This is a genomic window from Thauera sp. DNT-1, from assembly GCF_055393985.1.
This window is the reverse complement of record NZ_AP043752.1, coordinates 3,638,322-3,652,693: the sequence shown is the minus strand read 5'-3', so window position 1 is coordinate 3,652,693 and position 14,372 is coordinate 3,638,322. Positions and strand designations below refer to the sequence as shown.

7 protein-coding genes are annotated in these 14,372 nt (G+C 60.8%); 1 reads left to right on the top strand and 6 read right to left on the bottom strand.

Features of this window, described 5'->3' with window-relative positions; all coding sequences use genetic code 11:
• Positions 1 to 410: 410 nt before the first annotated feature.
• Positions 411 to 902: a hypothetical protein gene (locus ACZ5PP_RS16810; RefSeq protein WP_464826336.1), complete on the top strand. Its 492-nt coding sequence runs from the start codon at positions 411 to 413 to the stop codon at positions 900 to 902.
• Between the two features lie 374 nt (positions 903 to 1,276).
• Here the strand turns inward: ACZ5PP_RS16810 and drmC are convergent, their stop codons facing one another.
• The 6 genes from drmC to ACZ5PP_RS16780 form a co-directional block, all read right to left on the bottom strand.
• Positions 1,277 to 2,038, bottom strand: coding sequence for a DISARM system phospholipase D-like protein DrmC (drmC, locus tag ACZ5PP_RS16805; protein WP_464826335.1), 762 nt, complete (start codon positions 2,036 to 2,038; stop codon positions 1,277 to 1,279).
• A gap of 1 nt (position 2,039) precedes the next feature.
• On the bottom strand, positions 2,040 to 3,899 hold the full coding sequence (gene drmB, locus ACZ5PP_RS16800) for a DrmB family protein (RefSeq protein WP_464826334.1): 1,860 nt from the start codon (positions 3,897 to 3,899) through the stop codon (positions 2,040 to 2,042).
• A gap of 2 nt (positions 3,900 to 3,901) precedes the next feature.
• Positions 3,902 to 7,954 carry a DISARM system helicase DrmA gene (drmA, locus tag ACZ5PP_RS16795; protein WP_464826333.1) on the bottom strand — a complete coding sequence of 1,351 codons (4,053 nt, stop codon included), beginning with the start codon at positions 7,952 to 7,954 and terminating at the stop codon, positions 3,902 to 3,904.
• Positions 7,955 to 8,073: 119 nt separating this feature from the next.
• On the bottom strand, positions 8,074 to 11,070 hold the full coding sequence (locus ACZ5PP_RS16790) for an RNA-directed DNA polymerase (RefSeq protein WP_464826332.1): 2,997 nt from the start codon (positions 11,068 to 11,070) through the stop codon (positions 8,074 to 8,076).
• A gap of 1 nt (position 11,071) precedes the next feature.
• Positions 11,072 to 11,305 carry a hypothetical protein gene (locus tag ACZ5PP_RS16785; RefSeq protein ID WP_464826331.1) on the bottom strand — a complete coding sequence of 78 codons (234 nt, stop codon included), beginning with the start codon at positions 11,303 to 11,305 and terminating at the stop codon, positions 11,072 to 11,074.
• Positions 11,302 to 14,133: an Eco57I restriction-modification methylase domain-containing protein gene (locus ACZ5PP_RS16780; protein WP_464826330.1), complete on the bottom strand. Its 2,832-nt coding sequence runs from the start codon at positions 14,131 to 14,133 to the stop codon at positions 11,302 to 11,304. The genes ACZ5PP_RS16785 and ACZ5PP_RS16780 overlap by 4 nt, the downstream gene beginning before the upstream one ends.
• Positions 14,134 to 14,372: the final 239 nt, after the last annotated feature.

Here is a 14,372-nt window from a genome sequence, read left to right as displayed (position 1 = left end):
TTACAGCACCGCACGCACGAAAAAACAACTTTCAGTGGCTTCCGCAGGGAAGGGTGTTCGCTCCGTCCCGCGCGCGCCGCACACCTCGCTCCTCGCACCTCGCACCCAATCGTGCCGTTGTATCCACGCCACACATACTCAAAGCGCGGGAACTCTCTCAACTCCATCTCTTGATGCCCTACAGCTGATGCAAAAAGCCATCAAATACAAATAAAAATTGTCGTGAAATTCGCAGACACCAAGCCTGAGCTGGGCCGTATATTTCAAATCAGGAAATTTACAAGTTTAGAAAACCCTATTGTGTTTTAAATTTTTATCCTTATATTTGCATCTGCGACACGACAAACACATTCCAATCGGTCGCAGCGGAAAGAACTCACATCCAACCAACATCAAAACAGGAAAGCAGTATGGAACCGAAAAAAACCCAGGCCTCAAAGGCCTTCATCGTAGCCATTGGCGACTGCAACTACAGCGCAGGCCGATCGAAGGAGGCAGCTCTTCGCCAGGCGCGAGCATGGTTCAAGTCAAGAGGCGAAAAATTCAACAGCGAGAATGTCGAATATTTCGAACTGAGCGGATTCGCGGCTCGCTATGCAATGCAGCACCGTGATGACGGATATGAGATGGGGCGCGCGCTGAATTTACCCGAGATCGATTGCCCAAGCAGCGCGGTCGTTTGCATTTTTGGAGATCTTCCGTTTGGTGTAGGCAAGACACGTCGCGAGGCGCTCGCCGCTGCAAAAGATGCGCTAGGAGATTTGGTCAACGAGTACGACGACGATGAGATCGACTTCTTTAACGTTTCTGGACTGCAAGCAGCTATGGCGTACGCTGCAGCGGCAGAAGGTCTGTCTGGAAATGAGCTGCACAAAGGCATTACCGATGCACAATATTTGTAAATAGTGGGCTGCTGTTGATGAAAGTACGATCGACGATAGAAAGGCCCGGCCAATCTTGAAGTCACACAGAAGTCTCATGTTCACGAAGCGCCGCCGATCGCGACGAGAAAGCTGCGACGCGATTGGCCCCTCTCAGTAGACTTCAAACCCACCCTCGTCGCGAGGGCACATTCGCGAGGACCGGCAGCCTGACGCATTGGGTAAGTGACCAGCGATCTCGACAAGCCCGAGAGCCTTCAATCCTAAGGACTCGAACAATGCGGCTACGCGATGTCTTGAGGGAAAAAGAGTGCTTCCCCAGACTGATCGACCAGGGTGACAACGATCAGAAGCCGGGGGATTCCAAGCGCCTAACGGAATGCCGTCCCAGAGCCTCAAACGGGTGCAATTACGTTGAGCGTCACCAGGGCCTGCAAATGGTCGTTCAACAGTCGGGGGATATGGCCACCCGTGATGAGGACTCCTGCCTCCATGTTCCGATCCATCGCGTAACCTGTCAGGTTGGCGCTGGTGATAAAACACACTCTGCCGTCGGCGACGGCGACCTTGGCGTGGACGCGTCCTTCTGAAAAGGGCTCCGTCTTGTCACGCCAAGCATATAGTTGTGCCCCAGAAACGAGCGTTCTCATCTTGCCGATCACGTCGAAGTCGAGACTGCCGCCGTGTTCCTGAGACAACTCGAGCAGCATCGAGACCATTACCCCACGATCAGCTGCAGCATTGAGCGCTCGGACGATGGTCGAGACGTCGTAGGCCACGAAGCTCGTCATGAAGAGCGTGTGCTCGGCAGCGTTGATGACTTGCAGAAGCGCCTGCTCCGTTCGACGTGCCGAAACGATGGGGGTCGTCGGTCCTGTCCAGACGAGCTCGGTCGATTGCCGTCTCATGACCTGGGTGAGGACATACCCAGCGGCCAGCAGCATCGACGCAAGTTCATCGGGGCTTACGTCGTGAGCACGCCAAGTATCGACGAGCCGATCCACAACTGCAGCGGAAGCGGGCGTGTTCAGAACGCCCGAAAGTGCGCCTACGGCCTTGTCGGGATCGGTCCCGCGAAGTCGGTTTGCGATCGCTCGAAGCTTCTCGGGTGGCAGCCTAGAAGCCACGGCCGCGACGGCATCGAGGAGTTCTTCCATGTCACAAACCCTGGAAGAAACCCGCGCCGACGCGCTCCAGGGTCGGAACCAGTAGTGAGCGATCCAGGTAGCGATTGCCTCGTTCGCAGGACGTCTCCGCTACCAAGCTGCAAGCGTGACAAGCTGCGGCATGCAGGGAGCGGTCCTTCTCCGGGTCGTGCTCCGAGCAGAGAGGGTCTGACGAGCAAATCTTCGAGCGATTCAAGGCCTGTTCCAGCAGGCGCCCGAAGTTCTCCGGTTTGCCGAGATCGACGAGCCCCCCCAACGTCCCATCGGAGTCTGCCGCCGCTGTGTAGATGAGGATACCAGCCTGAGGGGTATCGCCCGAGGTGTCGGCATAGATGCGCTCACGAATACTCGCAGCGTTGTACCCGCACTCCAGCGCCAGTTCCCGGATCAATAGGTGCGAAAGCGTGTGGAGCATGGCGTAGCGAATGCCGGGGTAGCCCTCATTAGGGTCGAGATGACGCGAGTTTCGCCATCCCCTATGGCCGCCCCGGAGCATCTTGTCGACCTGTGCGACAGCAGGCAGTGCTTCCCAGGCGGCGAGCGCCCGTTCATCGAACTGGATGAAAATACCCTCACCATGTACCTGGTTCGCGGGAATCCAATCAGGTTTGCTTCGTGAGAGGTTGGCCATCTGAGGCCGCTCATTCGGGTCACCTGTTTCTTCGGGTGCCTCCACGCGAGTGAAACCGAGCAAGGCATTGACCTCGCGCAGTCGCTCCAGAAGGAGCACTCTGCTGATGTACTTCGCAAAAGCTGGTGGCGTGCCGACCTTCTTGCTCATGAAGTGCGGGTAGTCCGTGGGCGGATTAGCCTCTGTCAGCACGTCCCATTCGGGGCCCTTTATGTCGGCTTCACCCACGGCCTCCTGTCCGCCACCACTACGGTGTGCCTCGATGGCCGACCAGATCGACGCCGCCGGATACTTGTCGATCCCTAGTAGCGCCCCGGTCTTCTTCAAGGTCTTCACCGTCACCGACACTTCGGCTTCGGAGTCGAGATCTTCGAAAAATCCCCAACCATCCTGAACCAGTTGACCGAGCGGGTCCTTGGTTTGAGGGATCGCCAGCGCAGAGAGGGTGATCGGGAACCAACTGTTCGTGGCGCCCAACAGAACCGCCCGAGCCTCTTCGTCACACTCGTTGTCGAAGTGGTCGAGGTGGGGGTGTCGCCCTCGGCAAGCCGGCAAATTCTCTTTTCCGGCCTTGCCGAAAGCGTGCGCCATACTCCTTGAAGCACCACACGCATCGCATTTCACCCACAGGTTCTCGGTCTGCAACGAGGCGCCGCTCTCAAAGAAGCGCAGCGTGCCCTTGCACGAGCTGTTGCCGCCGTGGACGAAGTAATGCCAAGGGAAGTCGTCCAGGTGGCCGTCACGGCAGGCCAACAGGAAACGTGCCGGTACGGCATCGGCGTCCTTGGCGGGTTGATCGCCCTTCGAACCCCGACATCCTTTATGGACGAACCGAGTTCGCTCAGGTCTGAAGCGATGCTCTTTGATCTCGAACAGCCCAGCGTCGAAGGGGGACAGCAGACCGCATTTCACGCAGCGCATCCAGCGCGGGAATGGCCGGACAGGAACGCCGATGTTGGCCTCGGCCGACCAGGGGTCGACGAGTTCGCTTTTCTGGAAGGGCGGCATCCGCAGGCTCTCAACCTGTCCCCCCAGCACCTTCCTCACGGCGGCCAGCAGTCTAGCTTCTTGGATCGGCTGGCAACGATCCTTCTCCCAACGATCGATACCGAGTGTCACCACCGACAAACTGGGCAGATCGATCAACGCCCCTGGCCCGTAGGTCCAGAGCAACTGACTGGGCCTCACTTCTCCGACTGGAGTCTTATTGCTCGTCGTCATCTTCAATCCTCATCCTTCGTCGTTGCGAGACGAGGCTTCCAGTCGTGATCGTCCGAAATGTGGGTGGTATTCATGATCAAGCGCACGCCAGGCTCCACCTCGCGCATCGACATGGGCACGGTCCAGTTGTCCCATGGTTTGATGCCGGGTGCTTCGATCAAATTCTTGGTCGTAGCCGCATTCGGCCCGCGTTTTTCATATGCCAGCGTTCGCCCCGGGACGCTGACCTCTTTGGCCCATTCGTCCGCACGTTCCTTTAGCTCCCGCTCGGCCAGGCTCTTGGTGGAGGATAGTTCGCTGACGTTCCACGCTCGTTTGACCAACACGTCGATGGCTTCGGTGATCTCTGAGCGGTCCGATTTGTCGAGCTCGCCGGCCCCCTCGTTGGGACTGAACACATCGTTCTCCAACCGCATCAAGCTCAACAGCGATCCGGTCAAGCCACGATCCATCGCGCGGGGCGAGAAAGGCGTAACCGACTGCGCTTCGACGTGCTTGTAGAAGGTGGAGTGGTAGTGCTCGAAGGTTTCGTAGTGCGAGAGGTCGCGTGGCCGTGCCCACGTAAGTACGGTGCAGACCAAGCCCGGGAAGGAACGACCGACCCGGCTGGTGGCCTGGATGTACTCCGCAGTGCCCTTGGGCTGCCCGTTGACGGCCATCAGCCCCAACCGATTGACGTCGACACCGACCGACAGCATGTTGGTTGCCAGAACGACATCGATTGCCCGGGTGTCGCCTTCTTGCCACCTGGTCACGTACTTGCCGGCTGCGGCATCGAACTCAGCCTTGAACTTCACCTCGAGATTGTCGAGGTACTTCGGGATGTCCTGACTGGAGACTCGTGAGGTCAGCTCGCGGATGTTGCTGACGCTGCGTTGTGCCAGCGCGGGCCGCTCGACCATGCTCATTTGCACCCGGTATGAGCGTGTCTGCACGTCGTCCTCGGCCAAGCGCTTCATGCCCCCCAGCTCTCGCAATGAGTTGAAGTAGCCGACCATGGTCATGTACGGATCTGCCGGTTCGCCGAAGCGATCGAACAGAGCCTGAGCAGCGGTCAGGAATGCCGTGTAGACGCGGATCAGCATCGCAGGTCGTGAACTTCCAGGAGAGCAGACGCCCAGATAGCGCCGTCCCGGCTTGTCCTCGATGGGTCGTTGCACCGAGAAGTAGTTGTCTTCCACGTCCAGACCGTGTGGCGGGAACACCGATACGCGCCGCATGAAGACGTTGTTCACTTGCTCGCGGGCCTTACGCACCGTGGCGGTCGACGCGATGATCTTCGGCTTGACCATGTGCTCGCCGAGTTTCCAGCCGCACAGCTCGTCCACGGCCGTCTCGTACAAGCCGACCATGGTGCCGAGCGGTCCGCTAATCAGGTGAAACTCGTCCTGGATGATCAGGTCCGGTGGTCGAATCGGGCTGATGTTCTTGACCTTGGTCGCGCTGAGTCCCCTGCCGGCCTGGTGGTTGCCATTGCAGACTGCTCCCTGCCAAAGCAGGCCGTGTCGTTCGCATTCCTGGCCCACCCGACCGAACAGCGTGCGCACCTGGCCCCGCCACGCCATCATGGCGAACTTGTCCACGGTGGCGATCATCATCGTCGGGGGGCGGTGGTAGATCTCCTCGTCCACGACGAGCACCGGGATGCCCGGGTGAGGGAGCTTGCTGGACTTGCCCTTCGAGAAGTCGCAGCGGCCCTTCTTGTCGCCGCAGTAGACGAAGGTGCGCCCACGGCCCTTGTCGACCTCCACGTCGCGCCCTGGAGCGACTTCCGAGCCACACCAGGGGCAACTGGTCAGTTGCGCGGGAGACGCCGCCCCGGCGTTGTACTTGCCGGGGTTGCGGATGTCCTCGATCGCTCGATGGCTGTCCTCGGTCGTCCCTGGCGTCACCTTGTTACCGACCCACAGGCCGATGGTGAAGGGTTCGGTGCCCAGCGATTCGTCACCCTTGGCCAGTGCTTCACGCCGGAGGATTTCCATCGCACAGATCAGGGCCGTGGCACGTTGGAACTGCTGCAATGTCAGCAGGCGCAGCGTGTAACGCATGATGACGGCCAGACCGCGCGAGCCGTCGTATCCGCCCAGCTTGCCCTGCATGCGCCGAATGGCCATGGTGAAGGCGGCGACGCCCAGATAGGCCTCGGTCTTGCCGCCCCCGGTGGGGAACCAGAGCAAGTCGGCATAGGCGTCGATGGGCTGCACACGATCCAGGTGCGTCGGGTCGGCCAGCGATGGGATCGACAGCAACAGGAAGGCCAACTGGAACGGGCGCCAACTGCGGTTCTTCAGCACGTCGAACTGCTCGACGGTGACGTCCCTGCCCCGCCGGACTTCGAGAGCGTATTGGCTGCGCACGCGCTGCGTGGCCATGGCGCGGTTCGCAAATCGGAAGGCAGCTAAGGCCTTTTCGTCGCTTTTTAGCGTGTCGATTCCCTGCTGTAGACGCGCTTGAATCTCCTGGCATCGATCCATCGCCTGTCGAGCCTGCGCTTCGTAGCCGAGCACATCGACGCCGAGCCGAGCCCGCTGCTCTTCGATCCACGCTGCGTAATCCTTGGTCAGCAGATTCAGGGCCTCGACCAAGGGGGCGACATCCAGGCTGGCAAGGCGCTGCATGTCGAGCAGACCACTGCTCACCATTTCCTTCATTGCCGGCCGGTCGGTGGCATCGAGACCCGGTGTCTCGGTGACCTGCACCTCGTACTGCGGCATGACGGCGGTACGCACCTCGGTGGCCAGCGTCACGTCATCCGCCGTTTCGGCATGGACGGCGACCCCATGACCTACGGCGAATTCCACACGGTTGCGGTAGATCATCTCCAAAGAGAGACGTTCTTTTGTGTCCTCGGTCTCCGATCCCGTGGCGCCTGACTGCAGCACGGGCCGGCGACGGAAGATGGCGCGTTTGGTGGCTTCTGCCTCCGAGCGAACGATCAGTTCGGGCTGGAACACCCACGCCGTGTCGCGGTTGGTCTCGGGTTCTTCCTGTGCATTGACCAGGAACAGCGTCACCAGGCGGTCGCCATTCGCATTCTTGGCACGCACGGAGCCTTGCACCCGCACCTCGGGATAGTTCTTGTCCGGCGCTTGATGGGGGATCACGCCCTCGGTTAGTGGCAGCACCAGCTTGCCCCCGCAGGGGATGCGCTGCCAGACCTTGGCCTTGGTCTGCTCCTCGGCCCCAGTCTCCTTGTTCTTGCGAGTGCGGAAGATCTCGTGATCGTTTCTGCGCTCGTAGCGACCCCACCGCACCTCGACTTCGATCCGATCCGCATCACCATCCACACAGAAGGTCATGCCGAGGCTGCTCGGCACCAGCGACTGATTGCTGGCCGCGTCAATCTCGTCTGCCGCATCGGATTCGGGCTCGACACGCCCCGTCACCGTGCCGAACTCCGCACCGGGTTCATGCTGCCCGGGAGCCTTAGGGTCGGTGGGCTCTTCTGCGTCTTCGTTCGCCAGTGGCCCTTCGAGCCCTTCGATGCCACCTTGTGCCGCCTCACGCGGGGCGAGCTTGCCCACCAGATAGCGATCACGAACACCCATATCGACGATTCGCTCATGAGGACCGCCAGCCGGGCCGAGCAGGTCGTCCATCACTGCCAGTTGCAGCAGTTCACGAATATAGGCGAGTTCTTGCTGGTATCGAAGAGATCTGGCGTCGGAGCCTATCGATGGCACATCGGCGATGGTCTTGTTCAGAGCCTTGGGCAGGGCCTCGACAAAATCCGTCCACTGGACCCGACCGACGCTTCCAGAGGACGGCGGTGTGAGTGCGATGAGGCCGATCGAAACGTTTTCGTCAGTCGACAGCACTCGGTCGAAATAGAGCGTAGTGGTTGCGAGATCGGAACGGACACGCAATACACGCCCGACACGGGTAATGTCGCCAGCTGGGTTCAGGACCAGAACCCAGTCGTCCTCCGCGATGGCCGGGTAGAGGGACTGGTCACCCTCCAGAACCAGGATGTACGGCGCGAGCCTGCGATCGGTGCCGAGATCGCGATCAATGGAGATCCATGCATTGGCGTCGCCCACGGGTGTCTCATTCATATCCTAGTCCTTCGTCACGGCGGGTCCTCGCACCGCTGGTGCGAGTTTCTTGCGGTTGGTTTTTTTGTTCGTCGCCATACTCCAGCCCCTCCAATCCTCTAAACAAAGCTTTTGCTCTTTCATAGCCAGTCCGGTGGCAACGGGCGCCAGCCTTCCACGGAGTCACCCCTGTGGAACGAGACGAGTTCGGCGAGCGGGATGTCGACGAACACGACATCATCAACATCGCGCTCAATGAGCCTGCACAGATCGCGCTTCCATCGTGCCGATCGCGGAGCCCATGCTCGGCAATCCGAGTAGTGGCCGTTGTTTGCAATCGCGATGATGGAGTGAAGTTGGAACCCCACGGACTGGATCAAGTGATCGTACGACGACGTATCGGGGTTCCACGCGGGGCACAGGACTACGTCCACGCGCCCGAGGAGATCGGCTACACGTCGGGCTTCGATAAGTTCGCTGCAGATAAGCACCGACAGCCCCCCCCACGCCGACTTCACGACGGTGCGCGGGAGACTGCTTGACGGCGGCGGCGGAAACGATACCGGCGGCTTCAGGTTCGCGAGCTGTCGACCTTCCTCGCGCGCAGGCAGTCGCTTCGTCCACGGCCAGGTTGCCGCCGACGCAAACGGGCCTGGGAGAACCGCGAAAACTTGGTTGCTGACGTACGCGTTCTTCGGGTCGTGGATGTACTCAAGCCCAGTGACTAGGCCAAATCGTCCGAGGCGCACGACGTGGTTCGACACAGAGCGGAACCACCGTCGAGGGAGGGACAGCTCCGGTAAGACGAGGACCGCTGAACCATGCCCGTGTGCCACATGCGTCGCGCGATCGAGAATACTTGCTACCCCTTGCAGACGCTCCAGAGTCAGCAAGGGTGCGTTGTATGGCGCATGACCAGTGCGAATCGCCGCTGCCTCCCACGCCTTGTCGCTGACCGACAAGTTGCCGAGGATGATCCGTGGGTCGAGCGGCGAAGCCGAGCCTAGCGGCGGCTCCTCAGCCCAGAAGGACGCAATCGACACTGTACTTTGGTCAATGACCTTCCCTACCGCATCGCTGTACTCTGTACCACGCACGGCGTTGACAACCGAGAGGAGCTGTTCAAACACGTCTGGGGCGAAGCCCTCCTTCTCGACTCGATAGAGCCAGCGTCGAGCAATGTCGAAGTACGACGGCGGACGCGTGCAGAGGAACAGTTGCGCGGCGGGCATAAGCCACGGGCGATCACCCAACTCCTTGCAGCGCAAAACGAATTCGTCGATCGTGGCGAGGCGCGCAGAAAGCTCGGCGTCTGTCTTAACATCGGCGCGGAGCCAATCTCTGTCGAAGTCGACATCGTGGCTGTTCAAGTGAGCGTCGTCCTCACGATCACGCACGCGCAAATCGGCAGCGGCGAGCTGTTCGGCACGACGACGAAGAACCGTCGCCTTCACCTCTTTCGTCCTAACCTTCAGTCCGCCCGGGAACCTCGTCGCGATCTGGGCAGCGTCCATGCCGATGGGAAGGGCGGAGCTGATCGCCTCGATACGGCGTTCATGAAGATAATTGCGCAGCCATGTCCACGGGGATTTATTGCCCTGCTTGATCTCCCTGCCTCGGTAGTGAAGACACGCCGTCGAAGCTCGAAGCGCTTCGTACGTCCCCCACACGCGGTCCATGCGCCCAAGCAGTTCTCTCGCCGACTCCCAGTCGCCAGTGCTGATTGCGAGCTTTAGCAGGCGCAAGGAGACGTCGAGGTCGGCGACCCAGTTGTCCTCGGCATCGAGCACCCGACCGACCCGCTCAAGGCTGTCCCGTACGAGCACGCGAGCTTCGTCGTGATCGATGAGGCTCGACACGCGCTCCAGAGAGGACAGGCTCGTCGACAGAGCGAAACGTTCGAGGCGCGCGCGGTCGGCCTCGCGCAATACTCGCAACGGAGAGCCTTCCGCCTCACCAGCTCGGATGAGATGACTCACCCCGTCGCCGACGAGGGTGGATGAATCGACGAACGCTCGACGCTCACTCACGGCTTTCGCGAAGTCGGAGGCGACGGCTTCCACGAAGTCGATGCCCGGGACGCCTGCGAGGTGATGGACGCGGACCTTCGCCTTCTGCAATTGGAACTCGGATCCCCCGCGATCAAGCGCGTTCACGTCGAGTCTAAGCACGGCGTCATCACCTGGCAGCACGGGCAGAAATCTGCGCATGGTGGCGACGACACCTTCATCCCCCTCGGGCGCATGCGCGACGATCACAAGATCGTCGACGTACCGGCGGTAGCAGAGGATGCCGGGTTGCGCGGCAATGTGACGATCCAGCGGGGCCAGGGAGAGGTTCGCAACCACCCGGCTCGTGAGCGCACCGATCGGCACGCCGACCTTGATGGGCAGCGCGGCTCGAGATGACGCTACCTCGTGAAATCGTGCGTACGCCCTGAGCAACGATGCCGTGGCCCGCTTGTACTCGGCGACATCGTCCTTCGATGCGCCGTGGTTCTCTAGTTCGGCGAGCAGCGCCTCACTGAGCATGAACGACGGGTCGACGGTGTCGTAGAAGCTCGCAAGGTCGGCGCTGATGATCAACGTCGGCTCCCCTTCATTGAGCGCGGTCTTCGCGGACTCAAGTGGCGCCGAGCGGAAAGCTTGGTATCGCCTCGGCCAATACTCGAAGAGCCATCGACGATGCGGAATGACCTGCTGCTCCCGAAGGTCGAGCCGATAGCCCAGAACCTCCTTCTTTGACAGCAGCGCATCAAGGATGCCACCGAAACGCCAAAGGTAGAGCACTTCGACGATCGCGAACTCTGGATGCGGACTCAAGCGAAGCTGGATGTCCAAGGGGCGAGCCGTTGTAGCCTTTTTGGGTACACCGATCCGAACTACCCCGTCAGCGTTATCATCGGTTGCATGCTGTCGCTTCGGAACAACCCAGATCTCACCAATCTCGATCTCATCGAACCACTTGCCGCTCGCAACCCTGGCCTTGAGCGCATTGAGGTTGATGGGCAGCTTTTGCTCGTACTTGGCGATTTCTAGAAGACCAACACCGCGTCTCTCGAAATACAGCGCAGTTTTTGCTTGGCGAAACGCCAGGTACAAATCCGAAATCGTTGGATCTTTCGACGGCGTCGTCATTTCAGTATGCCTTCAACTGCGCCACATCGGCGTGCGAGTCCCCGAGCGTCGATCCGGGAATGTGGTTTAGCCATTGGGCCGCAATAGGTCCATACCAAGCACGCGTGTCCCATGCACTGGCGACCACTTCAGTCAGAACAGCGACGATGTTGCTGTAGGGATCGATCTCGAGGCGTTCGAGGACTTTCAGATTGGCGGTCATGGCAAGCGCCGACTCGGCTTGAATTCGAGTCATGACGTCTTTTCGTGATCGTCGGTCCCGCTACTGGGCTGGACGCGATACCGCGTCCCCCGCCGCTCACCTTGACGTTCGATACGACCAGCGGCGAGCAGCTCTGCGATTGCGGTATTCCATTGGCCATCGGTGATGCCGGTGGTGGCGAGGACGTCGGCCTTGGCGTGCCAGCCGGGACGGGCGCAAAGATATTCGACGATGGCGTGGACTGGGCCGGCGCGATAGCCGGCGCTCGGCTCGGCGACATTGAGGTATTGGCCCTCGTTGGCGGGAATGGCATCGAAGTCGAGCGAGGGTTGGGCCGTTGCTGCATTGGCGGTGCGTCTGGCGCGTGGGGCTCGGGTCGAGGTGCGCGACTCGGTATCGCCATGCAGCCCTTGTGCGACCTCTTCCGCGTATCGCTGGCGGTTCAACTCCGACAGCCGTTGCAGGACTTCTACGCGCGCGGCCTCCGAGATGGTGAAACGGATGCGGTCGCTCTCTGGTAGATACGGCACTTTGTGGAAGCCGTGTTCGAGGGCAAGGTCATCCCAGCCGTAGGCGCGTGCGACAGCGGTATCCATTTCACGCTGCAATGTCCGCAGCTCTTCGATGCGGGGATCACGTTCGGTGTCGGTATGGAAACGGTTGTAAAGCTTGGTGAGGCCAAACTCACTCTCTTGCATTATTGATGAACGCAAATCCGAATAGCTCGTTCCGATGTCGTGAAGCGAGTCCTTTCTGGCTGGCTGTGGCATGGTCTCGAAGCTGTCGGTAGCCGTATACCGCATCCTCGTTTCCTGCGTCGAAGACTGCTTGCGAGTCCACACATCATGAATAGAGGACTGGAGAAGCGCAAGGTTGCCGGCGTCGCTCAAAGCGAACACAAACAGGTCAAGCGTAAATATCCGATCGTTCGGTAGAAACGCTGCGTTAAGAAACTTCGAGACTCGGGTGATGGCGATGACCCGTTCCATTGGAGATGTATCTGAGGCCCAGTCATCCGGGTGGCGCTCAAAATGGCGGCCACGGCCGATGGAGTGGTAAAGCTCAGATCGTGCTCGGAGAAACAGCCACCACTTTTCGCGAGCGCCCTTGTCCTTGTTGGCAAGGCGCTCCGCCTTCACGTTCTCTTCCAGCCACTCGAAAGGCAGCGTGTATGTCTTCGCCTTCTCTTGTGGCCAATCCCAAAAATTGATTACCCAGCGGCTCGGCTTCTGCTCGGGGTCTGTATTGAGGTCGTCGCCATTGATGTAAGGGAAGACTACTTCGGCGTTTCTCGGATCAGCATCCAGCATCCTGCGAGCCTGATCGGGCAGAAGCACGAAGCCCATGCCGAGCGCGATTGTCCCCTGATATGCAAGACCTTCGTTCGCCTTCAAACGCTCTGGACTCCATTCCTCACGATCGGATAGGAAGGCCGATATGAAGGGAGCCGGTCGTCCAAGTAGCGAGCGTTCGCCCCACCACTCGCCTTTGTGGACATGCACGCGACTGGTGACTACCGCCGCCTTTCCGGGCCACGGTTCGTTCGGGTAGGCCGCGTGGATGACGGCCCCAGCGCTTACCATCGCTTCCAACCCGACCTGCCGCGTGTCGCCTTCCGCGATGGTGTTGACCGCGAGCAGCCCGAAACCGCCGCCTTCGCGCAGCAGAGTCCACGCCCGAAGGAAGAAATAGGCGACCAGGTCGGCAGAGCCGCGCCGCCCTTCGGCGATGTGCGCGACCAGCCAATCGCGGAAGGCCGTGCCCGCGACGCCGGTGATGCGCTGCCCGCCCAGAAACGGCGGATTGCCGACCATGCCATCGAAGCCGCCTCGCTCGCGCGCGAACACCTCCGGAAACTCCAACGGCCAATGGAATGGCCGACGCGCAGGCTTGCCGGCAGGCAGATCAGTCGAGAGCGCGGCGACAAATCTCCAGTGCATCGAGGCGAGCACGTCGCGGTCGCCATGAATGGCCTGCCCGGCTTGGACGGTCAGGGACACCAGCGAGTCCTCCAACACCGCTGCACCGGCGCCCGATGCGAGCACCTCGCCGATGAACGCATCGGCGATGCTTTCGGGCACGGCCAGCCTGCAGCGCGCGTCGGCGTCCAGATGTGCCATCGCCTCAACGTCGTGGATGTCGCGGATGGTCATCTCGCGCAACCGTTGCCGCAGTTCGATGGCCTCGCGCACGGCCTGCTCGATGTTCTCACCGAACAGGCGTAGCTGACCCTGACCGGTGGGGTTCATCGAAAGCTGAGTGAGCTGATCCAGCCGATGGACGCCCAGCAGGCTGTCGCCACAACGCAGGTTGTGGTCAAGGAAGCCGAAGGGCCGACCTTTCGCCAGCGTCACCAGCCAGATTGAGAGCTTGGCCAGTTCGACCGCCAGCGGGTTGAGATCGACGCCATAGAGGCAGCGTTCGGCGATGAGGCGGCGTGCAACGATGGTGCGTGCCTCGGTGTCGCGCGGCTGCGCCTCGACGTCGGCGTCGGCGTCGGCGGCCATGACACGCCCGTCGATGCCGACCGTGTGCCCCTGCGCCTCGGCCTGCGCCCATGCCTCCACCAGGCGATCGGCCAGCCACCGGCAAGCTTGCACTAGGAATGCACCCGATCCCATCGCCGGGTCGCAGATCTTCAAGTTGAGCAATTCGGCGGGCGATTTCAGCACCCAATCCGCGCGCGGCGTGCCCTGTGACGGACCGACGTAGGCGATGGGCGTGAGCGTTTCGGCGACGATGGTTTCGGTGAGCGACTTCGGTGTGTAGTGGGTGCCGGTCTCCCGGCGGTCGGAGCCTGTGGTGACGATGAAGGCACCGGCGGGATAGACCAGCGGATAGCCCCATGGATCGGTGCGCACCAGATGAGCAAAGGGCTTGATGCGATCACGTAGGTCTGCGTCCCCGTGACAGGCAGCGAGCAGGCGATCGGCAAGCGTGTCGTCGGCAGGTTTGGCTAGGAGTCTGCGCGGCAGAACTCCAGAGCGTGTTTTCTAGCAGAATGATTGGCGAACCGCGAGGTGCTGCACGAGACTGAGGCCGTGGTCAAGTTGCTTTGCGACGGCGCGGCGCGCATGCCGGACGGCAACGGGGACAGGTT